Origin of the sequence: Marinimicrobium sp. C6131 (genome assembly GCF_026153455.1) — a bacterium.
Taxonomy (GTDB): Bacteria; Pseudomonadota; Gammaproteobacteria; order Pseudomonadales; family Cellvibrionaceae; genus Marinimicrobium.
The window spans coordinates 2,697,471-2,722,222 of record NZ_CP110629.1 but is presented as its reverse complement, the minus strand read 5'-3'; the positions used below and the strand labels follow the sequence as shown (position 1 = coordinate 2,722,222).

The window sequence follows — 24,752 nt, the reverse complement described above, 5'->3', positions numbered from 1 at the left end:
AATGCTCCGCATGTCAGACAGCCGTAACTTTGCTGCCTTGGATTGGGTGGTTCATGAAATTACCGACACCCTGAAAGAAGCGCGCGATGCTCTGGAATCCTACGTGGAGAACCCGAAGGATGAGGCGCGCCTGCGTTTTTGCCTGACACACATTCACCAGGTGCACGGTAGTCTGCAGATGGTGGAGTTCTATGGTGCGGCCATGATGGCTGAGGAGATGGAGAATCTCGCTCAGGCCATGATCAATGACAGTGTGGCCAATACCGCCGAGGCTCAGGAAGTGTTGATGCGGGCCATCCTGCAATTTCCGGTCTACCTCGAAAAGGTCAAGACCACCCGTCGCGACAACCCGGTTATCGTACTGCCGTTGCTCAACGACTTGCGCGCGGTTCGCGGCGAAAGTCTGCTGACCGAGACCAAGCTGTTCAGCCCCTATCTTGGGCCGGCGCGGGAGGTCTCCGGAGAGCGCCTGCCACTGTTGGCGAACGATGCCCAGTTCAAGGATACAGTGCGCAAACTGCGCCAGATGTACCAGTACGCTGCCGCGGGTTTTATCCGGGGCGTGAACCCGGATGAAAATCTCGCTTACCTGAAAAAAGTGTTTGAGCGGCTGCACAAACTGACGCGGGGTACGGCCCGCCAGTCGCTCTGGCACATTTGCCTGGCACTGATCGAAGCGCTGGAAATGGATGCCATCGAGTCGAGTGTTTCGATCAAGAACCTTCTGCGTCAACTGGATCGGGAGTTGAAACAACTGCTCGCGCACGGCACCAAAGTGTTGGCTGCCCCGGCGGATGATCAACTGCTCAAGAACCTGCTGTACTACGTGGCCCGTTCGGGTAAGCACTCGCCGGGCTTTGCCAGTGGCTCCCATTTGCAGGTGATTTACGATCGCTACGAGCTTGAGCGTGCTTTGCCGGAAGGGCGTGAGAGTGGTGAAGACGGCGACGCGGCGCAGGACTTGTTGTCCGCCCCGGACGCCGAGGCCATGAGTTCGGTGGTTACCGCGCTGAAGGGGGAGCTGGACGCGGTCAAAGAAGCGTTGGATGTATCCCTGTCGGATGCCGACCGGAAACAGGCGCTGGAAGAGGCCCTGCCGGTTATCAAGCGCGTGGCCGACACTATGGCGGTACTGGGGATTGGCGACCTGCGCAAGCAGGTGCTGGAGCAGGGCGCGGCGATTGAGCTGGTGGTGAACTCTGACAGCGACCTGGGCGATGACCAGTTGATGGCGCTGGCCGGTAAAGTGCTGGATATCGAGTACGGCCTGGATACCCTGGTGGCCAATGCCGGTCGGGACGCGGATCCCGCACGGGAGCAGGCGGATCTCAATCTTTCCCGGGCCCAGGAGTCGGTATTGCGTGAATCACGCAGTGGCCTGGAGCAGGCCAAGGACGCCATCGTCGAGTACATCGCCTCCCAGTGGGATCGCTCACATCTGCAACCGGTACCGGTGACGCTGCGTGAAATCCGCGGCGGTCTCGACATGATCCCCTTGCCGAGACCGGCCCGGATTATTGGCGCCTGTGCGCGGTTTGTGGAGGAGCAACTGCTCAAGGGAGAAGTGACTCCCGAGTGGAGCCGGCTGGATACCCTGGCCGATGCCATTACCAGCGTTGAATACTACCTGGAGCGTTTCAATAGCGAGCACGCCGAGGAAAACGACCTGCTGCTGGGCGTTGCCGAAGAGAGCGTGGCCCAACTGGGTTATGCCGTGACGCCTTCCCAGTCCCTGCAGCATGCCGCCAAGGCCGCAGCCGAAAAAGAGGCCCCGGCGGTAGAGGAACCGCTCGAAGACGATTCCGACCTCGGGTTGGATGCTGAGGAAGACACCGCCGCTTTGAGTGCCGCCTATGAATCGGCAATTGGCACCGCTGAAAGCGAGGCCCCCGAGACGCTGCTGGATGAGCCAGAGGATGTATCGCCAGAGGATGTATCGCCAGAGGATGTATCGCCAGAGGAGGAGTCCGAGGTCCAGCCGTCTCCGGATGACACTTCAGACGGTTATTCGGTCGATGCTCTGGAGGCCGAAGTGGCCGCCGCCGATGCCAGCGAGCCGGAGCCCGAAGCCAATAGTGTCGATACCTCCGCCTCGGACGACGATGATGAACACGAAGTTGATGAGGAAATCCTGGAAATCTTCATCGAGGAGGCCGGCGAGGTCAGTGAAGCGATTGCCGAGTACTTTCCCCGTTGGGCACAGAATTTTGCTGACCAGGAATCTCTGACCGAATTCCGGCGCGCTTTCCATACCCTGAAAGGCAGTGGCCGTATGGTTGGGGCGACCGATATTGGTGAGCTCGCCTGGGCGATCGAGAACATGCTCAACCGCGTGCTGGACGGTACCATCCAGCCCGGTGACCATCACGTCGCCGTGATAGAAAAAGTCCGCAGCCTGCTGCCAGACATGATCGAGGCGTTCCGCACCGGTCAGTCCAATCCCCACCCGACCCTGACCGCGGCTTGCGAGCAGTACGCGGCGGCCCTGTCAAAAGGTGAGGAGCCCGATGTCTCAATCGGTGAGTCGACAGCACCGGCGAAGGACGGGGCGGATCCCTATGCGAAGTTGCTGGATCAGCCCGACAGCAGTGTGTCGCCTGAGCCATCCCATGGGGTAGAGCCGGATGACGATGACGACCGCGATACCCAGTTATGGGAAATCTTCGGCGTGGAGGCGCTGACTCACCTGCAGGTGGTGGATCGCTACATTCAGGATATGGAAGACGCATCCCCGCTGTTTACGCCGCCGAGCGACGCCACTCAGCGGGCGCTGCATACCCTCAAGGGTAGCGCCCATATGGCCAACATTACTCCAATTGCGGAGTTGGCCACGCCGTTGGAGCGGTTTGTCAAAGAGCTGCGGACCTATCAGGTCAATATCAACGACGATATTCTGCAACTGCTGCGCGACGCGGTGGACTATACCACCCACGCCCTGGCCGATATCGAGCAGGGCCAGCCTGTGGAAATCCCCCGTCTGGGGCAGTTCCAGGCGCGGGTCGCGGAGCTTCGTGAGATTTTTGTGGCTCCGCTCGTGCGACAGCAGGAAGCCCAGGCCGAAGGTCAGAAAGCGATTGATCCCGAGCTGCTGGCGATCTTCATGGCCGAGGAAATGAACCTGCTTCTCGATGCGGATAAAACCATCGAAAGCTGGCGCCAGCATCCCGAGGATCTTGCACAGCTTGAGCCACTGCAAACCGAGTTGGCCACCTTGACCAACGGCGCCCTGCACGCCAACCTGCCGCCCATGGCGGAGCTGGGGGATAAGCTCTACCGGATCTATGGTGGCATACAGCAGGGGTTTATTCCGTGCGACGATGCGCTTTGCCAGCAACTGATCGACGCGCACATGGCGTTGTTGGACCTGGTGGATGCCGTCGCCGTCGGTCAGAACCTCGAACCGGCCCCCGACGCCGTTCAGGCCCCCCTGGATCGCCTGTTGGAAAACCTGCCGCCCGACGCCCCCGATGCCCAGCCAGAGGCAACCAGCGTTGATCAAGAGCCCTCAACCGCTGGCGAAGAAGTCTCCGCGATTGCAGAAGAGTCGGCATCGATCGATGAGGCGCCCTCAGCGTTTGTTGAAGAGCCTTCCGCGTTCGTTGAAGAGCCCTCAGCCGTTGAGGAAGAATCTTCAGCGACCGAAGAAGAGTCCTCAGCGGTTGATGGCGCCCCGTCATCGGCCACTGAACCACCCTCCGCCAGTGCCTCCTCGGAACCCGCTGCACCGGCGGCGGAGTCGGCGCAGGAGCAGGCGGACGATGCCGATGACGGCGTGGATGAGGAAATCCTGGAAATCTTCCTGGAAGAAGCCGATGACCTCATGGAAGATATCGATCGCGCACTGACCGAGTGGCAGGAAGACTGGAGCAACCCGGACCTGCCGGAAGAGCTCAAGCGTTCCCTGCATACCCTCAAGGGTGGCGCCCGTCTGTCCGGCATCACGGATGTGGGGGATCTGGCCCACGACTTCGAGACACTGCTCATTGGCATGCGCGAGCGGGATACCATCGACCGGGCCTTCTTCCAGCGCCTGACCGACTTCCAGGATAAGATTCACGCCGGGGTCGCCCGCGTGCGCTCGCAGATGGCCGGTGATGCCCCCGACGAGGCGGCCGAGCCGCCTCCGCCCAGCGCCACCGCGCCTCAATCCGGTGGCCCGGTTCCGGTCGCCCGGGACCCCGAAACGGGCAATGTGGTGCCGTTCACGCCCAAGCCCAAACCCGGCAATACCGCCACATCGGCTCCGGTGCCGCCCAGCGGTGGTGCCATCAGTGCGTCCGGGGGCGGCAACGGCGGCGCCCAGGTGCAGCATCTGGCGGCCCGCCGCAGTGGCCCTCAGGAAGTGGTCCGGGTGTCCGCCGAGTTGCTGGAAGAGCTGGTCAACCTGGCCGGTGAGACCTCTATTACCCGGGGGCGCATCGAGGAGCAGGTCGGTGACCTGGGATTGGCCATTGATGAAATGGACTCGACGATCGTGCGCCTGCAGGAGCAGTTGCGCCGCCTCGATATCGAAACCGAAGCCCAGGTGATTTTCCGTCAGGAACAGATGGAAGCGCACGAGGAATTCGACCCGCTGGAAATGGACCGGTATTCGCAGTTACAGCAGTTGTCGCGCTCGCTGATGGAGTCCGCCTCGGACCTGCTCGACCTGAAAAACACGCTCTCGGACAAGAATCGCGACACGGAAACCCTGTTGCTCCAGCAGTCACGGATCAATACCGATCTGCAGGAAGGACTGATGCGCTCGCGCATGGTGCCTTTCTCCCGGCTGGTGCCGCGCCTGCGCCGGATTGTCCGTCAGGCGGCGACCGAGTTGGGCAAAGATGTGGAATTCGAGCTGGATAATGTCGAAGGCGAACTGGACCGCTCGGTGCTGGAGCGCATGGTGGCGCCTCTTGAGCACATGTTACGCAACGCCGTGGATCACGGCATCGAAACCGCAGACCAGCGCGCCGCAGCCGGCAAGCCGGCGGCGGGGCGTATCATGCTCAGCCTTGCCCGGGAAGGTGGCGATGTGGTGTTGCGCCTGGCCGACGATGGCCGGGGGATCAATCTTGATCGCGTGCGAGCCAAAGCCGTCGAACGCGGCCTGATGACCGAAGACGCTCAGCTCAGCGACCGGGATATCATGCAGTTTATCCTTCATGCCGGTTTCAGTACCGCTGACAAGGTGACCCAGATATCCGGGCGCGGCGTCGGTATGGATGTGGTCCACTCCGAGATCAAACAGTTGGGCGGCTCCATGTTCATCAATTCGGAGTCCGGTCGAGGTTCGGAGTTCATCGTTCGCCTGCCGTTCACTGTGTCGGTGAACCGTGCACTGATGATTCAGATTGGGGATGACTACTACGCCGTTCCCCTCAATACCATCGAGGGTATTGTGCGGGTCAGCCCCTTTGAACTGGAGCACTATTACTCCGATGAGAGCGCGCGCTTCGAATACGCGGGAGAGGAGTATCAGGTACGTTATCTGGGTGCCATGCTTGACAGCGATGCCCGTCCGAAGCTCGATGGCCAATCCTTGCCGCTGCCGGTGGTGTTGGTGCGCAGCGCCGAACATACGGTGGCTCTGCAGGTTGACCGCCTGCTGGGTAGCAGTGAAATTGTGGTGAAAACCCTGGGTATGCAGTTCAGCTCGGTCAGTGGGGTGTCCGGTGCCACGGTCATGGGTGACGGTAGTGTGGTGGTGATTCTCGATCCTCACGCCCTCATGCGTGAAAAACTGGCGCTGGGGATGCCCAACGCCACCCTGCTGGAGCCCACCGAGACGCCCTACGGGCGTGATGACGAGCAGGAAAAAGTGGTTATGGTGGTGGATGATTCCGTGACCGTTCGCAAGGTGACGGGCCGTTTCCTGGAGCGCGAGGGCTTCCGGGTCATTACCGCCAAAGATGGTGCCGAGGCACTGCTGACCCTTCAGGACCATATCCCGGATGTGATGCTGCTGGATATTGAAATGCCGCGCATGGACGGCTTCGAAGTGGCCAGCAATATGCGCAGCAGCTCACGGCTGAAGGACATTCCGATCATCATGATCACTTCCCGTACCGGGGAAAAACACCGGGAGCGGGCGTTCAATATCGGGGTGGACAAGTACATGGGCAAGCCCTACCAGGAGGAGCTGTTGCTCAATAACATCCGCGAGCTCCTGGAAACCACGCAGGCTTATTGACCGTGACGGGCTTGCGAATCGGTTTGCTGGTCGACAGCCCGCTCAAGCGCCAGTATCTGACACTGAGTGCGCGGGAAGCGGGCCACGAGCTGGTGGCTTCGCTCATGCTGGATCAGTGCCGGGCGGACACGCCGGCGCCCGACAGTGCCGATGCCTGGGTCGTGGATGTGGCGCTGGATCCGGACGCCGAACCACCCGAGCCGGTACAGGCGTTGCTTGAGCACAGCGATGCACCGCTGATCATCAGCGACAGCAGTGAATACCGGCCCGGCAGTGAAGAGCACAATGCCTGGCTCAAGCGTACCCTGGCGAAGTTGCGCCAGCTGGCGGGGGATATCAACCTGCAGCGGGTGCCCCGGGCGAGAGAGCTATGGGTTCTGGCCGCCTCCACCGGTGGTCCGGCGGCGGTGAAGGAGTTCCTGTCCTCTCTGCCCCCGGCGCTGGGCGTCGCCTTCATGTATGTACAGCATATTGACACCGGCTACACGGGCACCCTGGTGCGTATGATGAGCCAGAGCCCTTACCCCGCGGCCTTGGCGAGCGACGGCGCCGTTGTGCAGGCCAACCAGATGTTGATTGTGACCGCCTGTGAACGGGTGGACCTGCTGGACAATGGTACCCTGGCCATGGCCGATGAACCCTGGGGTGGCCCCTATGCCCCCTCGGTGGACCAGTTGGTGGCGAACGCCGCCCGGGTCTATGGCGAACAGCTGGGGCTGATTGTTTTTACCGGAATGGGCGATGATGGTGCGGCGGCCTGCCGTCTGGTGCGCCAGCGTGGCGGTAAAGTATGGGCCCAGACTCCACAAAGCTGCACCAGCGCTTCCATGCCCGATGCCGCCCTGGCCACCGGCGCCGTCGAGTTGACCGGCACACCCGGGGAACTGGCGAACCGTCTGAGTGCCCACTGCCGCACTTCAGCGCAAACACTGATTGAGGAAGTCCGACCTTATGAAAGCCCCGCAGCTCACTGAAACCCCGGAGGTCCGGGAAGTCGCCAGCCTGTTGATTCCCCTGCAGGGACAGACCCTGTTGGTGCCCAACGTCTCGGTGGCGGAGATTGTCCCGGTGGGCAAAATTGAGCCTGTGCCGAATGCTCCGGACTGGTATCTGGGCGATTATCAATGGCGGGATCTGACCATTCCGCTGGCCTCGTTCGAGTGCCTCAATGGTCAGCCGCGCCCCACGCCGGGGAACTATGCCCGGGTGGCGGTGTTCAATACGACTGGGGTCAGCGAACACATTCACTTTGTGGCTCTGATTGCTCAGGGCTTGCCCCGGCTGGCTCGCGTGACCCCCGAAGAGCTTCAGGTGCGCGATGCGTCGCCGACCAACCCCTACGAGTTGATGCAAGTGAGTTGGGCGGGTGAGGACGCGGTCATTCCCGATGTTCCCGGTGTTGAGCAGCGCGTCCTGGACTATCTCAAAACCCGCGTCTGAGCGCTCTGCGCCCGACCGGGCAACCCCAGAAACCGGAATGTACCGATAAGGAGCCGCGCCGCGGAGGAAACGACGGATGAAAACCCACACGCCGATTGCCAGTACCGCCCTGGCCTTGGTCACATTGCTTGGCGGCTGCGGCGGTGAGCGCGAAGAAGCGTTCAACCCCTCCGAGCCCGACGAAATTCGCGATCCGGTCGCCGTCAGCTTTGTGTACGAAAACAGCTCCGCGGACCGGAACAATACCGGGTTCCCCGCCACGGATGTCGACAGTCGACGGATCGAGATCATTCGCGATCCGGACGATTACGAGTTTTTGATCGATGCCTACCGGGATATCGACGATTTCGTGGAGGCTCCGGACTTTGAGGAAGGACAGGTCATTCTGTATGACAGCGGCTGGTTTGACGACAGCGCGTGCGCGCAGCAGTTGAACCTGAACCGGGTTCAGGCCTTCAGCATCACCGAAGATGAAAACGTCGTTGAGGTGGTGCTCAACTACCGTCTCAGCGAAGCGGACGAAGACGCCAGTTGCGATGAGGAGATTCCCTTCCGCACCTGGGAGCTCCATTATGTCGAATCCCGTGCCGACCTGATCGTTGTCGAAGAGGTCAGTGGGCTCGGTTCCAGCTCGGCATCGTCCAGTTCCTCATCGTCCTCTTCATCCAATGGTTCTTGACGTCAGCGCCAGTCTCCCCAGAGGTATTGCGCAAGGCTGATCGCCGCCACCGGCGCGGTTTCCGTGCGCATTACCCTGGGGCCGAGTGTCAGAGGATCGCAGCCAGCGTTGCGGGCGCGCTCAATCTCCTCCTCGGACAGGCCGCCCTCGGGGCCCACCAGCAAACTGACCTGAGTGATTGCTTCCTGCGCGGGAAGCCCTTTGCTGTCGCGGTGATGCAGGACCAGGCGGCGGGAGCCGGGAGGCTGTTCAGTGGCCAGCCACTCCGTCAATGTCAGAGGTTGAGCCAGCGCCGGCAACCGGTTTCTCTGGCATTGCTCACAGGCGCTGATGATCACCTGGCGCCAATGGTCCCACTTCTTGTCCAGCCGGTCACCTTTGAGCTTGACTTCGGTGCGCTCGGTAAACAGGGGGGTGATTCGCGTGGCACCGAGCTCCGTGGCCTTCTGGATGACCCAATCCATCCGGTCTCCCCGGGACAGACCAATGGCCAGCTCCAGATTCAGGGGGGATTCCCGGTCCTCGGCCGTAAAGGCGCCCAGCGTGGCCTGGACAGACTTTTTCCCGACCTCGGCCAAGGTCGCGGCAAATTCACCTCCCTCGCCATTAAAGAGAATCAGCTCCCGCCCCGGTGTCATACGCAGCACTTTGGCCAGGTGGCGGGACGGGGCTTCTTCAAGCGTCACGGTAGCACCGGTCTGCAGGGGTTGGTCGGTAAACACCCGGGGGACACGCATGGCGAACTCCAGCTCAAAAACAGGCAGTTTAGCAAATTTGCGCTTCAAGCCAGTGCTGCTCAATACTCCACCGATGGCTTTCACCATGACAGGGATGGGGTACTGGCGGTATAATTCCGCTTTTGCTTCCCGGTCTCTGGAGATCCTATGGCCAACCGTCGCGCCCAAGTCAATCGCAATACCCTGGAAACCAAAATCAGCGTCAGCCTGGATCTGGACGGTGAGGGCAAGGGCGTGTTCGATACCGGCGTGCCGTTTCTGGAGCACATGATGGACCAGATCGCCCGCCACGGCATGATCGATCTGGACATCACCTGCGATGGCGACACCCATATCGATGACCATCACACGGTGGAAGACATCGGTATCACCCTCGGGCAGGCGGTGGCCAAGGCCGTGGGGGACAAAAAAGGCATCCGCCGCTATGGCCACGCCTATGTCCCTCTGGATGAGGCCCTGTCACGGGTAGTGATCGACTTCTCCGGTCGTCCCGGCCTGATGATGGACATCCCGTTCACCCAGAAGCGGATTGGCACGTTTGATACCGAACTGTTCTCCGAATTTTTCCATGGCTTCGTCAACCACGCCCAGGTCACCCTGCACATCGATAACCTGCGCGGTCACAACGCTCACCACCAGATTGAAACCGTGTTCAAGGCCTTTGGCCGTGCCCTGCGTATGGCGCTGGAGGAGGATCCCCGGATGGCGGGGGTGATGCCTTCCACCAAGGGCAGTCTGTAATTTTCGTCGGGTGAGTGGGGCAGTAGCGTATTATGAGTAGCCAGCAAATAGCGGTCATTGATTACGGCATGGGCAACCTGCACTCGGTGGCCAGCGCCCTGGAGCACGTGGCTCCGGAAGCCGAGGTACTGGTGACCAGCGACCCGGCCCAGGTGAGCGCCGCCGACCGGGTGTTGTTCCCCGGGGTGGGCGCCATTCGCGATTGCATGGCGGAAATCAGGCGCTTGAAGTTTGATGAGCTGCTGCGTGAACAGGTGGCCACCGGCAAGCCGGTGCTGGGCGTCTGCGTCGGCATGCAGGCACTGATGGACCGCAGTGAAGAGAACGGTGGCGTGGACTGCATCGGTCTGCTGCCGGGGCAAGTGCGTTACTTTGGCGCCGATCTGAGAGACGCCGACGGCCAGCGCCTGAAAGTCCCCCATATGGGCTGGAACCAGGTACACCACACCCACCACCCGCTCTGGGCCGGTATTGAGCAGGATGCGCGTTTTTACTTTGTGCACAGCTTCTATGTCGAAGCCGGTAACCCGGAGCAGGTGGCCGGCACCTGTGAGTACGGCACCACTTTCGCGGCGGCGCTGACCCAGGACAACCTGTTTGCGGTGCAATTTCACCCGGAGAAAAGCCATACGGCCGGGTTGCAGTTGTTGCGCAATTTTATGGATTGGGATGGAGCGGCCTGATGCGTGGTAGCGGCGGATGCGGGCTTAGCCCTTATCCGCCCTACGCGAACCGCTGTGCTATGCGTAGGGCGGATCGGTCCGACGACTCGGAGCGAAGTGCATCCGCCGTAAAGAAATGACCCTCAAACTCGAATGACCGGACCCACAACCAACATGCTGATTATCCCCGCCATTGATTTGAAAGACGGCCAATGCGTACGTTTGCGCCAGGGCCTGATGGACGACTCCACCGTATTCTCCGACGACCCGGTCGCCATGGCCAAACGCTGGGTGGACGCCGGTTGTCGCCGGCTGCATCTGGTGGACCTGAACGGCGCCTTTGAAGGCAAGCCGGTCAACGGCGAGGTGGTGACGGCCATCGCCCGTGCGTACCCGGATCTGCCGATCCAGATCGGCGGCGGTATTCGCAGTGCGGAGACGATTGAGCATTACCTGCAGGCGGGGGTCCAGTATGTGATCATCGGCACCAAGGCGGTGAAAGAGCCGGAGTTTGTGACCGAGATGTGTCGCCGGTTTCCGGGGCATATCATCGTCGGTCTGGATGCCAAAGACGGTCTGGTGGCCACTGATGGCTGGGCGGAGGTGTCCGAGGTGAAGGCGACGGATCTGGCGAAGCGTTTTGAGAAGGATGGCGTCAGTGCGATTGTCTACACGGATATTGCCCGCGACGGTATGATGCAGGGTGTGAATGTGGAGCAGACGCTGGCGATGGCCAAGGCTTCGAGCATTCCGGTGATCGCCTCTGGCGGTATTACCAATATGGATGATATCAAGGCGTTGCGTAAGGTATCCGATCAGGGCATCACCGGGGCGATTACCGGCCGGGCGATTTATGAAGGCTCGCTGGATGTAAAAGAAGCTCAAGATTTCTGTGACTCATTCGCCTAAAGAGAGCGAGCGTAGAGTCCGGTCAGGAGTGGGGCATATCACTTGGAGACCCGCCGTGAACCCATCCATGGGGGCTTCTCATCGGCATCCATGCCTCAGAGAGTCTCCAAGTGATATGCCCCACTCCTGACCTCTGTGCCACCATTGACGTTGCGTAGGGCGGATAAGCCAACGGCGCATCCGCCGGCCAAGCCCAAATAGACGCTAAACCAGCTGCAGGTCCTACGAACGCACTGAGGGCCGGTGTCAGGTAGCCCTTTCCAAGACCCTCAACCGAGGGACTCGCGTTGTGGAGCTTACAGGGATGTATTCACAGCGTGTCTTGGAAAGGGCTACCTGATAGCGGACCGGACGTGACGTATTTGATGTCAGTGCTACAAGGTTCATTTAAAGGTTCGATATGGCTCTAGCAAAACGCATCATCCCCTGTCTCGACGTCGATAATGGCCGTGTGGTCAAAGGCGTTCAGTTTGTTGATATCCGTGATGCCGGTGACCCGGTGGAAGTGGCCAAGCGCTACAACGAACAGGGCGCGGATGAGATTACCTTTCTGGATATTACCGCCAGTCACGAAGGGCGGGATACCACCGTGCATACCGTCGAGCGCATGGCCGCCGAGGTGTTCATTCCCCTGACCGTGGGCGGGGGTATTCGCAAGATTGAAGACATTCGTCGCATGCTCAATGCCGGGGCCGACAAGGTGGGCATAAATTCTGCGGCCGTGTCCGATCCAGAGTTTGTCAAAGCCGCAGCCGAGCGCTTTGGGTCCCAGTGTATTGTGGTTGCCATCGATGCCAAACAGGTCAGCGGTGAGGGCGAGGCGCCCCGCTGGGAAATTTTTACCCACGGCGGTCGCAAGCCCACCGGGATTGATGCGGTTCAGTGGGCGCGCAAGATGGCGGATTATGGGGCGGGAGAAATTCTGCTCACCAGCATGGATCGCGATGGCACCAAAAACGGTTTTGACCTGAAACTGACCCGGGCCATCAGTGATGCGGTGTCGATTCCGGTGATTGCCTCCGGCGGGGTGGGAAGCCTCCAGCATCTGGCCGATGGCGTGCTGGAAGGCGGTGCCGATGCCGTGTTGGCGGCCAGCATCTTTCACTTCGGGGAGTACAGTATCCCGGAAGCCAAAGCCTATATGCGCGAACGCGGCATTGAGATGCGTTAACACTCAATGCCGCGTTGGTGGTATCAGGTCAGTCGTCTGAGCAGCGGTTACGCGGCCCGGTAACTTTCCAGCGCTTCGCGGACCTTGGGCTCGGCGGCGCAGATGAAGTCGATAAACTCGCCGACTCCGATTTCCGCATCTTCCCGGCTGTCGAAGGGCCCGATATCCACACCCTCCCGGGTGGTGTAATACCAGTAACCGTCTTTTTCAAGAAAACGTCCGGTCCGCTTGGGGACGCTGCCGTGTTCTCCTGCTCTGTTCTCGCTCATAATCTTAACCTGCTTGATGGATCACTTTTCCCCAGGGTCGGGGTGAATTCCCTGATCGACATGCGGCGACTGCGCCTTTTTCAGCGTTCGGCCCGGCTCGAGCCTCTGAAAATACCTCCCTGGCACCAGTAGCGCCACCTCATTCTGTCTTTATAGAGCAATATTAATTTAATAGCAAATGTTGACTCAGACGATACGGGCGCCGTTCGGTGACTAATGGGCTGAGGTCTTGTGTCAGTCCGTCGGGCCCGCTTGCCATCGATTGTGAGCCCGATGGAGGGCGCCACAGACTGAGGGGTGGCGCCAGGCAACTGCGTCCTGCAGTCGGCGGCGGTTCTCCGGGCCGATCCAGCAGAGCCGATATGGGCACCAGGGTGACGCCTGCGTCGGTCAGCAGGGGATTGATCTGCTCCAGCACCATCAGCGTTTCGGGGTAGGGGTGACCGATGGCAATGGCGTAGCCACGGGTGCGGGCCAGCTCAATGGCCTGCTCGAGTTGGCGCAGTACGCCCTCTACCGAGCGCTCATGATCAAGGAAAACATCCCGCTTGAGTGTGGGAATCCGGTAGCGTCGAGCCGTTTCCCAGGCCTGGCTGTCCGCCGTGGTTCGACTGTCGATGAAGTAATAGCCGTGGTCGCCCAGGTATTGCATCAGCCAGCCCATGGGTTCGCTCTCCTGGGTGAGCTGGCTCCCCATATGGTTGTTGAGGCCGCGAGCCTCGGGAATGGTTCTGAGGTTTTCCTCCAGGGTACGAATGAAGTCCCGGTGCGTCATGCCGGAGGCCAAAGCCCCGGCGTCCAGTGGCAGGTTGCGGATATTGCTCATGGGATTGTGCAGCATGATTTCCTTACCCAGGGCCGCACCCTCTCGGGCCAGCCTGGCGCCGTGGGGGGCGTGGGGCAATACGGCAAAGGTGAACTCGCCAGGCAGGTTCAGGCTGCGCTTCCCCAGGGACGCGCTGTAGCCGATATCGTCAATGATGATGGCCAGTTGACCGGCCTGACTCAAAGGGGCACCCAGCATCAGGCTGGCGACCAGGGCGAGGCGCAGTAATGGCAGGAGCACGGGCGATCTACTCCGCTACTGGCTGTTCGGACTCGTCTTCCTCGTTGAGTGGGGGCAGACGCCGGGCGAGGCTGGCCTTCTGGCGCTGCTGGAAAATATGCAGCCCCTTGAGCATGTTGATGGCTTCGTCCAACTGGTTGTCGCCGATATCACTCTGGCGGGCTTCGCGCTCGGACTCCCGGGTCCGGGTGTTACTCTCTTCCCCGCCATTGGCGTTGCCCAAGTGGCCGGCCAGGTCCGCCTCGGTAGAGCGGGCACCCGTGCGCAGGGCGGTTACCCGAGCGCGCTCGACGGTCACGTCGGGCACGATTCCCTGAGCCTGGATGGAGCGCCCGTTGGGCGTGTAGTAGAGTGCGGTCGTCAGCTTGACCGCCCGGGTTTCAGAGATGGGGACCACGGTCTGTACCGACCCTTTACCGAAACTCCGGGTTCCCAGCACCACGGCGCGGCCGTGATCCTGCAGTGCCCCGGCCACGATTTCGGACGCTGAGGCGGAACCATCGTTGATCAACACCACAATGGGGAGATCTTCGGCCACCTCGCCCTCGTTGGCGTAATAGCGCATGTCGCTGTTCTCGGTACGCCCCTCGGTGTAGACCACCAACCCTTCGTCCAAAAAGGCATCGGCGACTTCCACGGACGTCTGCAGAACACCGCCGGGGTTGTTGCGCAGGTCGAGCACAATGCCCCGAATGTCGTCGTGCTCCGCACGCAGCTTTTCCAGAGCCTCAATCATGTCCCGACCGGTATTCACCTGAAACTGGGCGATCCGGATGTACGCATAATGTTCGTCCTCGACGCGTACCCGTACACTTTTGACCTTGATGATGTCCCGGGTCAGAGTGACTTCAAACGGTTGGTCGATACCTTCCCGCACGACGGTCACTGTCAGGTCACTGCCTTTGGGGCCGCGCATTTTCTCAACCGCGTCGTTCAGGCTCATGCCTTTGACCGGTTGGTCGTCCAGGCGAATGATCAGATCACCCGGTTCGATACCGGCTTTTTGAGCCGGAGTGTCGTCAATCGGTGCAATCACCTTGACGAAGCCATCTTCCATCCCGACTTCAATCCCGATACCACCAAATTCGCCGGAGGTATTCTCCTGCAGATCTTCAAAGGACTTTTCATCCAGATAGGCCGAGTGTGGGTCCAGCTCGGCGATCATGCCCTTGATGGCGTACTCCAGCAGCTCGGCATCCGACAGCTCTTCGACATAACCATTGCGGATATGGTCGTATACCCGGGTGAAGGTGCGCAGTTCCTCGAGCGGCAGCAGGCCCTGCTGCTCTTCGGGCGCGGCAGTATCCGCAGCGGACTGTGCCAGCGCCAGAGGTGATAGAGTGGCGAGCAGCGCCACCAGAGCAGCGTGTTTGAAATTAGCGTACAGCATCCGGGTCTCCTGACTTGAGGGTCCGGTGTGGATCGGTTCCCGCGGGCGCGGCCGTGGGCATGACAATATGACAATCAGTATGGCGCATAATTCACTATAGCCGGTCTCATGGGGCAGGTGATGCGATCAGGCCTGCGCCAGCCAGGGCATCGGGTTGGTGGGCTTGCCCCGGTGCCGGATTTCGAAATACAGGCCCGCCTGGAGCTGACCCCCGGTGTTGCCGACGCTGGCAATGGTCTCCCCCGCGCTGACCCACTCGCCGGTTTCCTTGTACAGGCTCTGATTGTGGGCGTACAGGCTCATGTAGCCCTCGCCATGGTCCACAATCAGCAGGAGTCCGTGGCCCCGGAAGTAATCGGAAAATACCACGCGGCCATGGTGTACGGCCAGTACCGGGTCGCCTTCACTGGCGTCGATGACGATGCCGTTACGGGTGATCTGGCCGTCCAACTGAGCGCTGCCGAAACGGTGTCGCAGTGATCCCTGGGCGGGCCAGGGAAGGCGACCTTTGCGTTGGCTGAAAGGCGTATCGCCACCGGGCATTTCCAGGTCGGCGACGGCGGCGACCATTTCGTCCAGCAGGGACTGGAGACGCTCCCGGTCCTTTTGCAGGTCCGCCAGCTCCTGATCGGTGGAACGAATGCGCTGGTTCAGGGCGGCCAGGGTCTGGCGGCGGCTTTCCTGGCGTTCGGCCAGGCGTTCGTGTTGCGCTTTCAACTGGTCCCGGTTGCGGGCGAGTTCCGCCGTTTTCTGGACAATGCGGGGTTCGATGCGATCCAGCTCGGCGAGTGTCTCCAGGTAGCGCTCGATTTTATCGGTGCGCGCTTCCAGCCAGTAATCGTAATAGCGCAGCAAGCGCGATACGCGCTGGGGACTCTCCTGGTTGAGCAGCAACTTGATCTGGCTCTGTCGGCCCAGGGCGTAGGCGGCCTGAACCTGCTCGGCAACGGCCTGTTGCTGAGCCTGTCGGGATTGATCCAGCTCGTTGCGTTCCTGCTTCAGGCTCTGCAGGTCGCGATTCTGCTGCTCAAGGTCGGACTTGATGCGCTCGATCTTTTTGAGCAGTTCGCCGATGTCGGACTCGGACGACTCAAGCTGTTCCTTGAGCTCATCCCGGGAGCCCTGGGTTTTCTTCAGTTCCCGTTGCAACTGTTCAATGGTTTTCTGAAGCTCCTGCATTCGCGCTTCATACTCGGCCTGATCATTGGCGTGAGCGGTACCGCTCAGCGCCAGATACAGGCACAGATACAGCAGGTACTTTCCGAAGCCTTGGGGACGCGCAGCGATTGTCATGAGGGGACCTTGCCGTCGATGGGGCGACCGGAAAGCCGCCCCATCCGTGGGTTACTCGCTCAGGGTGATCAGGTTGCGACCGGTCATTTCCTTGGGCTGTGGCAGCCCCATCAGGTGCAACATGGTGGGAGCGAGGTCGGCCAGGGAGCCGCCGTCGGCGATGGTTCCCTTGCGCGAACTGACGTAGATCAGGGGTACCGGCAGGGTGGAGTGCTGGGTGCTCACCTGGCCGGACTCCGGATCGTACATCTCCTCAACGTTGCCGTGGTCGGCGGTGACCAGGGCTTCGCCGCCCGCTTTCAGGGTGGCGTCGAGCACCCGACCCAGGCACTTATCGACGGCCTCAACCGATTTGACGGCCGCTTCAAAGATGCCCGAATGGCCCACCATGTCTCCGTTGGCGTAGTTGCAGATAATGGCGTCGTACTTCCCGGACTCGATGGCCTCGACCAGCTTGTCGGTGACCTCGGGTGCGCTCATTTCCGGCTGCAGGTCGTAGGTGGCCACCTTGGGTGAGGGCACCAGGATGCGGTCTTCGCCCTCAAACTCGGCTTCGGTGCCTCCGTTGAAGAAGAAGGTCACATGGGCGTACTTCTCGGTCTCGGCGATGCGCAACTGGGTTTTGCCCTGTTTGGCCAGGTAGTCGCCAAAGGAGTTGACCAGTTCCTGAGGGGGGAAAGCGCAGCTGGCCTTGATGTCCGAAGCGTATTCGGTGGTCATTACGAAGTCGGCCAGCTTGGGTTCGCACTGGCGTTTGAAACCGTCAAAATCGCTCTCGATGAGCGCGCGGGTGATCTGGCGGGCCCGGTCGGGCCGGAAGTTCATGAAGATGGCGACGTCGCCATCGTTCATCTTGACCGGTTCCTGGCCGTCGCCGACGATCACGGTCGCCTTGACGAACTCGTCGTTTTCATCGCGCTCGTAAGCGGCGGCCAGGCCGTCGACGGCGGTTTTGGCGGTAAACTCGCCCACGCCACAGGCCATGGCGTTATAGGCTTTCTCCACCCGGTCCCAGTTGTTGTCCCGGTCCATGGCGAAGTAGCGTCCAACGATACTGGCGACGCGGCCAACGCCCAGCTCGGCAAACTGCTTTTCGGCTTTTTCCAGAGACGCCTTGGCGCTGCGCGGGGCGGTGTCTCGACCGTCCAGGAAAGCGTGCAGGTACACTTCTTTGGCGCCGCGTTTGGCGGCGGCGTCCACCATGGCGTAAATGTGGTTTTCGTGGCTGTGCACGCCCCCTTCCGAGAGCAGACCGAAGACGTGCACGGCTTTGCCGGCGTCTTTGGCCTTGTCGATGGCGGCGGCGTAGGCCGGATTGTTGGCGAACTCGCCATCTTCGATCGCTTTATTGATCCGCGTGAAGTTCTGGTAGACCACCCGACCGGCACCGATGGTGGTGTGGCCCACTTCGCTGTTGCCCATCTGGCCCTCCGGCAGGCCCACCGCCATCCCGGAGGTGGCGATCAGGCTGTGCGGAGCTTCCTTCCAGAGGCGGTCGAGGACCGGGGTGTTGGCGCTGTACACGGCGTTGTGTTCGGTCTTTTCCGAATAGCCGACACCATCCAGGACAATCAGAACGGTGGGCTTTTGGGCGGAGGTCTGGTTGGCGGTCATAGGTACTGTCACTTCTCTGAGTCGCTGAATGAAGGTCGAATGGAATGGCCATTGCCGGCGCCCGGCGGGTACTTCCGGGCGCAAAAGCCCCATTCTAACGCGTTACCCGTGGTAACTCTACGTCGGCCGCTGAGAAAAGGACGTCTGATGGTGTATACTGCGGCGCGCTCCGCCTCGGCTATCCCGGGCGCGGATTCTCCCCGATTCGAGTTGAGGAAAGCGAAGACGTGGAATTTTTTGTATTTGTCAGCCAAGAGTGGCTTCTGATCACCACGCTGGCCGTGTTGATGGTGGTGTACGCCATGCGCGAGCGGATCAAGAACGGGAAACCGATTCCCGCCCATGAGGTCACCCGCTTGCTCAATAGCGAGAAGGCCGTGTTGCTGGATGTCCGTGAGGCGGCCGATTTCAAGGCCGGGCACATCTCGGGCGCCCTGAGTCTGCCTTATTCCAAAGTCGCGGCGGACGCTGAGCAGTTGCTGGCGCCTCACCGGGACAAGATCATCGTGGTGGCCGACAAGCTTGGCCAGCATGCCGGTGCGGCCGGTCGTACTCTCGGGCAGAAGGGCTTTGATGTACGTCGCCTGGCCGGGGGGATTACCGAGTGGCAGAACCAGGGGATGCCCCTGGTGAAAGGCTGACAACCGGGAGTTCATGATGGCGAAAGTTGTAATGTACACCACGGCGGTGTGCCCGTTCTGCGTCAATGCCAAGCACTTGCTGGAAGGCAAAGGTGTCGCGTTCGAGGAAATTCGGGTGGACCGCGATCCATCACTGCGGAAAAAAATGATGGCTGACAGTGGTCAGCGCACGGTGCCCCAGATCTGGATCGGGGACACCCATGTGGGTGGCTTCACCGATCTGTGGGCGCTGGACAAGAGCGGCAAGCTGGACGAAATGCTGGGCTGAGCGCCCACCGACGGCGGCCGATTCAGGGCTAATTGATTGAACCAACGGTAACTTAATTATGGCAGATGAAAACACCACTCAGGAAAACGGCGCAGGCGCCACCCAGGAAGCTCCGCGCGGTCTGCAGATCAAGCGGATCTACCTGAAGGACTTGTCCTTTGAAACCCCGATGGGGGTCGAGTCCTTCAATCGCGCCTGGAAGCCGAAAATCGATCAGGAACTGAACGTTCAGGTCAACAATCTGGATGAAAACCACTACGAAGTGGTGCTCCTGATGACCATTACCGCCAAAATGGATGACAAAGTCGTGTTTCTGGTGGAAGTGAAACAGGCGGGTCTGTTCGCGATTCAGGGGCTGGAGAAAGCGCAATTGAGCCAGGTGATCAATACCACCTGCCCCCAGATCCTGTTCCCCTATACCCGTGAAGTGATTGACTCCACTCTGTCTCGCGGTGGTTTCCCACCCCTGATGTTGCCCCCGATCAACTTCGATGCGGTGTTCGCCCAGGCGGTACAGCAGGTTCGCAAGCAGGGGGAGTCCTCCCAGACCGCCGACGCCTGAGTCAGTCCTGCTCCCGGAGCCAGGTATGGATCTCGTCCCGAGGGGGTACCTGGCCGGGTGTCACCGCAAAGTGTTCGCCGTGCAGTGTGGTCGCGCCCTCCAGGCGCACCTCGCTGGTGTGCGCGTAGACTTTCTCCACCCTCAGGTGTGTACCGCTGTCCAGTCGATGCGCGCTGTACTGCCGATATTCCCCCGGAATCGGCCGCAGACTGATCCGGTATAAAGGCAGACGATCCCCCGCCTGCAGTCCCTGGGTGTATCCGGCGTGAAGCAGTGTCGTGGCCCCCACACGTGGTTGCTCCAGGCGCGCCACGAGTGGCTGGCAGCGAATCGCCTCGTTAAGCGCCTGGCCCGCTTCGGCCAGCACTCCCTCGATTTTCCGGCCGTAGTCTGTCTCCCAGAACGCTGGCGTTCCGAACCGGGCTCGTTCCGGGCGCTTCGGGTTCCAGATCCCCTGCAGCCGGTAGCTGCGTGTGAGCAGTGTCTGTCCCGTGTGGCCGTCGTGCAGATTCAGTTGCAGAACAAAATCCCGTTGCCGGGTGTCCCACTCTGGCTTCAGGCGCAAGACGCTGACTGCGGCATTGCGGGTGCGGGTTGCCAGGCCTGGGTTCAAGGCATCCTCGGGCCGCGCCATCCCCAGGTCATGAAGCGTGCCACTCAGCACCAGTTGGGTGCCGTGTTCATTGGCCAACTGACGGATGGGCTGCCCCGAATTGACTGACGGTTCGGGCAGGCTCTGAGGAATCAATTGATACTGAAACAGTTGGTCGCCCCGGGCCAGGTGTTCACCGAGACGCTCGGCCAGGGCCTGCTCGGCGCCCCAGAGGCCGCCCGCATTGGCCTCTGCCTGCTCCCGGCGGGGGAAGGCGGTGATCAGCAGGGACTTGCGGTACGCCCGACCGCCACTGGAGCAGGCGAGGGGTGGGGTAGCGTTTTGATCCTGGACAGCGTCGTCTTTATGGTGGGTTGACGCCTCGGGTGTCTGGCCGGCCACATCCGGACTGGGAACACGCTCGTACCGGGCGGTATCCTGACCATGGGTGCCCTGAGGGTGGCTGCCAAAGTGTGCCTGGCTGGGCCCGGCGGTGGCTTCACCCATCAGGGTCATCGCCATGAGTAGCACCAGGGCATTGCGCGTAGAGGCCAAAGGCATTCGTATACGACTGTACTTGGTCACCGGGTCGCTCCGCTGGTGGTCAATACCGGGGAAATGTTTTAGGGTTTCGTATTGGGTTGTCGGCCTGAACAGCAACATCTTGAGCAGTGGGGAACGGAATATGGGCAATGGCAGAGGCCGGTGGTGGTTGGGCGTGACCGGAGTGTTGATCGGTACCCTGCTGATCGGGTGCAGTAGCGGTGGGCGCCACTACGGGGGCCTGAAAGAGACGCTGTCGATTGATCTGCGGCCCAACAACAGCAAACTGTTTGTGTATCAACTGGATGTGCCGGATGCCCGTCAGCGGCCACTGGTGCAGGTGTATCGATCCCCCAAGGATGTGACCGAGCATCGTCGTCGGGAGCCTTTGGGCAGCCGCGAGTACCGGCAGTTGCGCAGCGACGCCGAGCGGGCCGTGACGCTCACCGGGTATTGCCGGGAGGGCTTTCTGGAGTTGGACTATCGTCTGTCCCGGGCCGAGATGTGGCTGCGGGGAGAGTGCCGTGAGGGCGCTACCGAAGACGACCGGAACCGCTTTGCCGAACGCTCCCAACTGCCCATTCCGCAGCCGGAGTGATCGTGTCCGGTCGTGGTCTCGCGTAGAATGGCGAGCGCCGCCACTTCCGGCGGTCGATCGTCATTGGAGAACGACCCGTGTCATTGCCCCCCTTGCAGCTCAAGAAAAATACCGACCGTCGCCTCAAACGCGGCCACCTGTGGATCTACAGTAACGAGGTGGACGTGGCGAAAACGCCGCTCAAGGCGTTCCAGCCAGGGGACCAGGCGCTGGTCCTGGCCAGCACCGGCAAGGCGCTCGGAGTGGCGGTGGTCAATCCGGCCGGCCTGATCTGCGCGCGGTTGGTCAATCGCGATCCGGAGCAGCCCCTGAGTAAATCCCTGCTGGTGCATCGTATCAATCAGGCTCTGGCCTTGCGCGATGCCTTCTTTCCCGGCCCCTATTACCGACTCATCTACGGCGATTCCGATCTGCTGCCGGGGCTGGTGGTGGACCGCTTTGGCGACTACCTGGTGGTTCAGATTGCCAGTGCCGGCATGGAGCGGCACAAGGCCGATGTTATCGAGGCGCTGGTTCAGTGCCTGCAGCCCGCTGGCATTCTGCTGGACAACGATCACGGCGCCCGGGAGCTGGAAGGGTTGGCGCGCTACCAGGAAGTCGCCCACGGCACCATGCCGGACACCCTGGAGCTGGTGGAGAATGGGACCCGTTTCCGGATTCCGGTGGGGCAGGGGCAGAAAACCGGTTGGTTCTACGATCACCGCGACAACCGCGCTCGCCTGCAGGGCTGGTGTCGGGATCGCCGGGTGCTGGATGTCTTTTCCTACATGGGCGGTTGGGGTGTGGCCGCTGCCAACGCCGGCGCCCGGGAAGTGGTCTGTGTGGACGCCTCGGCCACAGCGCTGGATGGAGTGGCCACCAATGCCGAGCTGAACGGCGTCGCGGACCGGGTCAGCGCGCTTCAGGGCAAGGCCATTGACGTGCTCAAGGCGCTGATCGCCGACGGTGAAATTTTCGATGTGGTAGTACTGGACCCGCCCGCGTTTATCAAACGGCGCAAGGACCAGAAGGCCGGAGAGGCGGCGTACCGCCACATCAATGAGCTGGCCATTCGGTTGCTGGGCCGCGATGGCCTGCTGGTGTCGGCGTCCTGCTCCATGCACCTCGCGCGGGAGTCGCTGACCGATATCGTGCGCGGTGCCGGCCGGCATCTGGACCGTCACGTACAGATTATCGCTCAGGGCGGGCAGGGCGCCGATCATCCCGTGCACCCGGCCATCCCCGAGACCGATTATTTGAAAGCGGTGTTTGCCCGGGTGTACCTGCCCTGACCCGCCCGAAGTCATTGTACTGAACCCACCTGCAAAAGCGGTTGTCCGAATCATGCGCTATGATCTATAGCGCGTTTACGACAGTATCCAATTTCGTTGTTCCGTTGATTCCCATAACGTTTGCAGGAGAATAACCATGAAATCCATGAAAAACCCCCTGATCGCCTCTGCCAGTGCCGCCCTATTGTTGGGCCTGGGTAGCCAGGCCTCTGTCGCCGAAAACCCCTTTTCGGCCGAAACGCTCTCCAGCGGTTACAATCAATTGGCTCACAACCATGGTGGCGAGAAGAAAGACGGTGAAGCCAAATGTGGTGAAGCCAAGTGTGGCGAAGAGAAAAAAGGTGGCGAGGCCAAATGCGGCGAAGCCAAGTGCGGTGAGGACAAGAAAGACAAGGATGCCGAAGGGAAGTGCGGCGAAGGCAAATGCGGCGCTTGATGTAATAGCCGGGCGGGGCTTCGCGCCCCGCCCGGCTGATGAATCTAGAGAGCGAGTGAGAGTCTGAGTATGCCCCTGTCCAAGGTCCAAGGTGTCGGGTTGGGTCTCCGGCGCGAGTTGCTGGATCAGTTGCCGTCGTCCCCCGACGGTCGTATCGACTTTCTCGAAGTTGCTCCAGAGAACTGGATGGCGATGGGCGGTCGGCTTGGCGCGAGATTCCGCGCATTGACCGAGCGCTACCCGTTCAGCACCCACGGCTTATCCTTGTCCATCGGCAGTCCGGCGCCCCTAGATGTCGACTTTGTCACCCGAATCAGACAGTTTCTCGATGAACATCAGATCGAGCTTTACTCAGAACATCTGAGCGCCTGCAGCGACGACGGTCATCTCTATGACCTGATGCCGGTGCCCTTCACGGAAAGTGGTGTACGCTGGATCGCCGAGCGCGTGCGCCAGGTTCAGGATATCCTCGAGCGGCGCATCGCTCTGGAGAACGTCTCCTATTACGCGCCCGTCACCACGCCGGAGATGCCGGTGCCGGAGCTGGACGAGGCTACCTTCATCCGGGCGGTGCTTGAAGAGGCGGACTGCAACCTGTTGCTGGACGTCAACAACGCCTACGTCAACAGCGTCAATCATCGCTATGATGCCGAGGCGTTTATCCGCTCCATGCCAGCGGAGCGCATTCAATACATGCACATCGCCGGTCACTACCGGGAGGCGGAAGACCTTCTGGTGGATACCCACGGAGCGGATGTCATCGATCCGGTCTGGCAACTGCTGGATGTGGCCTATGACCATGCGGGTATCTGTCCCACACTGCTTGAGCGGGACTTCAATCTGCCACCGCTGCCAGAGCTGCTGACCGAAGTGGATACCGTTCGCGTGCACCAGAACGAGGTGGCCCATGTCGGTGCCCGATGATTACCGGGAGGCGCTGAAGCGTTTTGCCGGTGCGATCCGTGATCCGGAGGGGCAGCCGCATACGGAAGTGGAAGCGCGCCGGATGAAAATCTATCAGGATCTGTTTTTCAACAACCTGAATACTTTCTTGAGCAACAATTTTCCGGTGTTCAAATCCCTGATGCCTGAAGACTGGTGGCTGAAAGAGGTGCGCGGTTTCATGCAGCACCATCGTTGTCAGAGCCCCCTGTTCTCCGATATCGGGCGTGAATACATCGATTACGTCAATTCCGACGCTCGGCCGATCACCGCGGAAGATCCCCCCTTTATGGCGGAACTGCTGCACTACGAGTGGGTGGAGCTGGCGTTGCAGATTGCAACCAACCCCGCGCCTGAGCCGGGTCTGCATAAAGACGTCATGGCGGGCCATCCGGTGCTCTCGCCCTTGGCCTGGCCCTTGGAATACCGTTTCCCGGTTCACCAGATCGGCCCCAGGTTTCTGCCCCAGGAGCCGCCGGAGCAGCCCACCTGGGTATTGGTGTACCGAAGCCGCGATCGCCGGGTGTCCTTTATGGCCCTCAATGCCTTTACCGCGCGTCTGCTCGCGCTTATTGAGGCCAAGCCCGACTTGAGCGGTCGCCAGTTGCTGGAGCAGATGCAGTCGGAATCCCCCGGTGTGGACGCGACGGCGTTGATGACTGGAGGCGAGCTGATTCTGCAAGAGTTTCTGGACTTGGGTATCATTCAGGGCGCCCGACCATTGCGGTCGGCCTGACTCTCCGTTGTAAGAAAGCA

General features: G+C 60.9%; 23 protein-coding genes. 16 read left to right on the top strand and 7 right to left on the bottom strand.

All coding sequences use genetic code 11. From position 1 onward, the window contains the following. Nucleotides 1–10: 10 nt before the first annotated feature. From OOT55_RS11795 to OOT55_RS11780, 4 genes are all read left to right on the top strand, one after another. The gene (locus OOT55_RS11795) at nucleotides 11–6,172 is read left to right on the top strand and encodes an Hpt domain-containing protein (protein WP_265366070.1); all 6,162 of its coding nucleotides are present in this window, start codon (nucleotides 11–13) and stop codon (nucleotides 6,170–6,172) included. 2 nt (nucleotides 6,173–6,174) lie between these two features. Next, nucleotides 6,175–7,146 (top strand): chemotaxis protein CheB, encoded by a 972-nt coding sequence (locus tag OOT55_RS11790; RefSeq protein ID WP_265366069.1) that lies wholly within the window; start codon nucleotides 6,175–6,177, stop codon nucleotides 7,144–7,146. Beyond that, entirely contained in the window at nucleotides 7,124–7,612 is a 489-nt protein-coding gene (locus OOT55_RS11785) for a chemotaxis protein CheW (RefSeq protein WP_265366068.1), read from the top strand. Before OOT55_RS11790 ends, OOT55_RS11785 begins: the two co-directional genes overlap by 23 nt. Nucleotides 7,613–7,688: 76 nt before the next feature. Then, nucleotides 7,689–8,291, top strand: coding sequence for a hypothetical protein (locus OOT55_RS11780; protein ID WP_265366067.1), 603 nt, complete (start codon nucleotides 7,689–7,691; stop codon nucleotides 8,289–8,291). A 2-nt stretch (nucleotides 8,292–8,293) separates the two neighbouring features. Here the strand turns inward: OOT55_RS11780 and OOT55_RS11775 are convergent, their stop codons facing one another. Continuing rightward, nucleotides 8,294–9,028 carry a 16S rRNA (uracil(1498)-N(3))-methyltransferase gene (locus OOT55_RS11775; protein WP_265366066.1) on the bottom strand — a complete coding sequence of 245 codons (735 nt, stop codon included), beginning with the start codon at nucleotides 9,026–9,028 and terminating at the stop codon, nucleotides 8,294–8,296. 147 nt (nucleotides 9,029–9,175) lie between these two features. Between OOT55_RS11775 and hisB the strand changes: the two genes are divergently transcribed. The 4 genes from hisB (at nucleotide 9,176) to hisF (ending at nucleotide 12,511) form a co-directional block, all read left to right on the top strand. Further along, on the top strand, nucleotides 9,176–9,769 hold the full coding sequence (gene hisB / locus OOT55_RS11770; protein WP_265366065.1) for an imidazoleglycerol-phosphate dehydratase HisB: 594 nt from the start codon (nucleotides 9,176–9,178) through the stop codon (nucleotides 9,767–9,769). A 32-nt stretch (nucleotides 9,770–9,801) separates the two neighbouring features. Then, nucleotides 9,802–10,452: an imidazole glycerol phosphate synthase subunit HisH gene (gene hisH / locus OOT55_RS11765; RefSeq protein ID WP_265366064.1), complete on the top strand. Its 651-nt coding sequence runs from the start codon at nucleotides 9,802–9,804 to the stop codon at nucleotides 10,450–10,452. 153 nt (nucleotides 10,453–10,605) lie between these two features. Then, nucleotides 10,606–11,340 (top strand): 1-(5-phosphoribosyl)-5-[(5-phosphoribosylamino)methylideneamino]imidazole-4-carboxamide isomerase, encoded by a 735-nt coding sequence (hisA, locus tag OOT55_RS11760; RefSeq protein WP_265366063.1) that lies wholly within the window; start codon nucleotides 10,606–10,608, stop codon nucleotides 11,338–11,340. A 400-nt stretch (nucleotides 11,341–11,740) separates the two neighbouring features. Then, complete coding sequence (gene hisF / locus OOT55_RS11755; protein ID WP_265366062.1) at nucleotides 11,741–12,511, top strand: imidazole glycerol phosphate synthase subunit HisF; 771 nt, start codon at nucleotides 11,741–11,743, stop codon at nucleotides 12,509–12,511. 47 nt (nucleotides 12,512–12,558) lie between these two features. Here hisF and OOT55_RS11750 read toward each other — a convergent pair whose 3' ends face one another. From OOT55_RS11750 to gpmI, 5 genes are all read right to left on the bottom strand, one after another. Beyond that, nucleotides 12,559–12,780: a DUF6316 family protein gene (locus OOT55_RS11750; RefSeq protein ID WP_265366061.1), complete on the bottom strand. Its 222-nt coding sequence runs from the start codon at nucleotides 12,778–12,780 to the stop codon at nucleotides 12,559–12,561. Nucleotides 12,781–12,943: 163 nt separating this feature from the next. After that, nucleotides 12,944–13,846 carry a divergent polysaccharide deacetylase family protein gene (locus OOT55_RS11745; protein WP_265366060.1) on the bottom strand — a complete coding sequence of 301 codons (903 nt, stop codon included), beginning with the start codon at nucleotides 13,844–13,846 and terminating at the stop codon, nucleotides 12,944–12,946. A 7-nt stretch (nucleotides 13,847–13,853) separates the two neighbouring features. Then, nucleotides 13,854–15,236: a S41 family peptidase gene (locus OOT55_RS11740; RefSeq protein WP_265366059.1), complete on the bottom strand. Its 1,383-nt coding sequence runs from the start codon at nucleotides 15,234–15,236 to the stop codon at nucleotides 13,854–13,856. A gap of 126 nt (nucleotides 15,237–15,362) precedes the next feature. Continuing rightward, nucleotides 15,363–16,529, bottom strand: coding sequence for a murein hydrolase activator EnvC family protein (locus OOT55_RS11735; protein ID WP_265366058.1), 1,167 nt, complete (start codon nucleotides 16,527–16,529; stop codon nucleotides 15,363–15,365). 51 nt (nucleotides 16,530–16,580) lie between these two features. Then, a complete protein-coding gene (gpmI, locus tag OOT55_RS11730) occupies nucleotides 16,581–18,143 on the bottom strand; it encodes a 2,3-bisphosphoglycerate-independent phosphoglycerate mutase (protein WP_265366057.1) in 1,563 nt (520 codons plus the stop codon). A gap of 227 nt (nucleotides 18,144–18,370) precedes the next feature. Between gpmI and OOT55_RS11725 the strand changes: the two genes are divergently transcribed. The 3 genes from OOT55_RS11725 to secB are packed head-to-tail and all read left to right on the top strand — an operon-like array spanning nucleotide 18,371 to nucleotide 19,614. After that, nucleotides 18,371–18,784 carry a rhodanese-like domain-containing protein gene (locus OOT55_RS11725; protein WP_265366056.1) on the top strand — a complete coding sequence of 138 codons (414 nt, stop codon included), beginning with the start codon at nucleotides 18,371–18,373 and terminating at the stop codon, nucleotides 18,782–18,784. A 16-nt stretch (nucleotides 18,785–18,800) separates the two neighbouring features. Continuing rightward, entirely contained in the window at nucleotides 18,801–19,052 is a 252-nt protein-coding gene (grxC, locus tag OOT55_RS11720; protein WP_265366055.1) for a glutaredoxin 3, read from the top strand. Nucleotides 19,053–19,110: 58 nt separating this feature from the next. Then, entirely contained in the window at nucleotides 19,111–19,614 is a 504-nt protein-coding gene (gene secB / locus OOT55_RS11715) for a protein-export chaperone SecB (protein WP_265366054.1), read from the top strand. 1 nt (nucleotide 19,615) lies between these two features. Here the strand turns inward: secB and OOT55_RS11710 are convergent, their stop codons facing one another. Then, nucleotides 19,616–20,791: a flagella assembly protein FlgT middle domain-containing protein gene (locus tag OOT55_RS11710; RefSeq protein WP_265366053.1), complete on the bottom strand. Its 1,176-nt coding sequence runs from the start codon at nucleotides 20,789–20,791 to the stop codon at nucleotides 19,616–19,618. Between the two features lie 100 nt (nucleotides 20,792–20,891). On the opposite strand from OOT55_RS11710, the gene OOT55_RS11705 reads away from it, so the two are divergent. The 5 genes from OOT55_RS11705 to OOT55_RS11685 all read left to right on the top strand — a co-directional run bounded on the left by OOT55_RS11705 (nucleotide 20,892) and on the right by OOT55_RS11685 (nucleotide 24,732). Continuing rightward, nucleotides 20,892–21,347, top strand: a complete 456-nt coding sequence (locus OOT55_RS11705) for a hypothetical protein (protein ID WP_265366052.1) — start codon at nucleotides 20,892–20,894, stop codon at nucleotides 21,345–21,347. A 77-nt stretch (nucleotides 21,348–21,424) separates the two neighbouring features. Beyond that, the gene (locus tag OOT55_RS11700) at nucleotides 21,425–22,618 is read left to right on the top strand and encodes a class I SAM-dependent rRNA methyltransferase (protein ID WP_265366051.1); all 1,194 of its coding nucleotides are present in this window, start codon (nucleotides 21,425–21,427) and stop codon (nucleotides 22,616–22,618) included. Between the two features lie 136 nt (nucleotides 22,619–22,754). Next, a complete protein-coding gene (locus tag OOT55_RS11695) occupies nucleotides 22,755–23,054 on the top strand; it encodes a hypothetical protein (protein ID WP_265366050.1) in 300 nt (99 codons plus the stop codon). Nucleotides 23,055–23,123: 69 nt separating this feature from the next. Next, on the top strand, nucleotides 23,124–23,978 hold the full coding sequence (locus OOT55_RS11690; RefSeq protein WP_265366049.1) for a DUF692 domain-containing protein: 855 nt from the start codon (nucleotides 23,124–23,126) through the stop codon (nucleotides 23,976–23,978). Beyond that, the gene (locus tag OOT55_RS11685; protein WP_265366048.1) at nucleotides 23,962–24,732 is read left to right on the top strand and encodes a DNA-binding domain-containing protein; all 771 of its coding nucleotides are present in this window, start codon (nucleotides 23,962–23,964) and stop codon (nucleotides 24,730–24,732) included. The genes OOT55_RS11690 and OOT55_RS11685 overlap by 17 nt, the downstream gene beginning before the upstream one ends. The last annotated feature ends 20 nt before the right edge of the window (nucleotides 24,733–24,752 follow it).

Bases quoted from the DNA above. Each gene is read 5' to 3' on its own strand.
- OOT55_RS11795 (WP_265366070.1), top strand. From the start codon at position 11: ATGTCAGACAGCCGTAACTTTGCTGCCTTGGATTGGGTGGTTCATGAA.
- OOT55_RS11785 (WP_265366068.1), top strand. From the start codon at position 7,124: ATGAAAGCCCCGCAGCTCACTGAAACCCCGGAGGTCCGGGAAGTCGCC.
- OOT55_RS11780 (WP_265366067.1), top strand. From the start codon at position 7,689: ATGAAAACCCACACGCCGATTGCCAGTACCGCCCTGGCCTTGGTCACA.
- OOT55_RS11775 (WP_265366066.1), bottom strand. From the start codon at position 9,028: ATGCGTGTCCCCCGGGTGTTTACCGACCAACCCCTGCAGACCGGTGCT.
- hisB (WP_265366065.1), top strand. From the start codon at position 9,176: ATGGCCAACCGTCGCGCCCAAGTCAATCGCAATACCCTGGAAACCAAA.
- hisH (WP_265366064.1), top strand. From the start codon at position 9,802: ATGAGTAGCCAGCAAATAGCGGTCATTGATTACGGCATGGGCAACCTG.
- hisA (WP_265366063.1), top strand. From the start codon at position 10,606: ATGCTGATTATCCCCGCCATTGATTTGAAAGACGGCCAATGCGTACGT.
- hisF (WP_265366062.1), top strand. From the start codon at position 11,741: ATGGCTCTAGCAAAACGCATCATCCCCTGTCTCGACGTCGATAATGGC.
- OOT55_RS11750 (WP_265366061.1), bottom strand. From the start codon at position 12,780: ATGAGCGAGAACAGAGCAGGAGAACACGGCAGCGTCCCCAAGCGGACC.
- OOT55_RS11740 (WP_265366059.1), bottom strand. From the start codon at position 15,236: ATGCTGTACGCTAATTTCAAACACGCTGCTCTGGTGGCGCTGCTCGCC.
- OOT55_RS11735 (WP_265366058.1), bottom strand. From the start codon at position 16,529: ATGACAATCGCTGCGCGTCCCCAAGGCTTCGGAAAGTACCTGCTGTAT.
- gpmI (WP_265366057.1), bottom strand. From the start codon at position 18,143: ATGACCGCCAACCAGACCTCCGCCCAAAAGCCCACCGTTCTGATTGTC.
- grxC (WP_265366055.1), top strand. From the start codon at position 18,801: ATGGCGAAAGTTGTAATGTACACCACGGCGGTGTGCCCGTTCTGCGTC.
- secB (WP_265366054.1), top strand. From the start codon at position 19,111: ATGGCAGATGAAAACACCACTCAGGAAAACGGCGCAGGCGCCACCCAG.
- OOT55_RS11705 (WP_265366052.1), top strand. From the start codon at position 20,892: ATGGGCAATGGCAGAGGCCGGTGGTGGTTGGGCGTGACCGGAGTGTTG.
- OOT55_RS11695 (WP_265366050.1), top strand. From the start codon at position 22,755: ATGAAATCCATGAAAAACCCCCTGATCGCCTCTGCCAGTGCCGCCCTA.
- OOT55_RS11690 (WP_265366049.1), top strand. From the start codon at position 23,124: ATGCCCCTGTCCAAGGTCCAAGGTGTCGGGTTGGGTCTCCGGCGCGAG.
- OOT55_RS11685 (WP_265366048.1), top strand. From the start codon at position 23,962: ATGTCGGTGCCCGATGATTACCGGGAGGCGCTGAAGCGTTTTGCCGGT.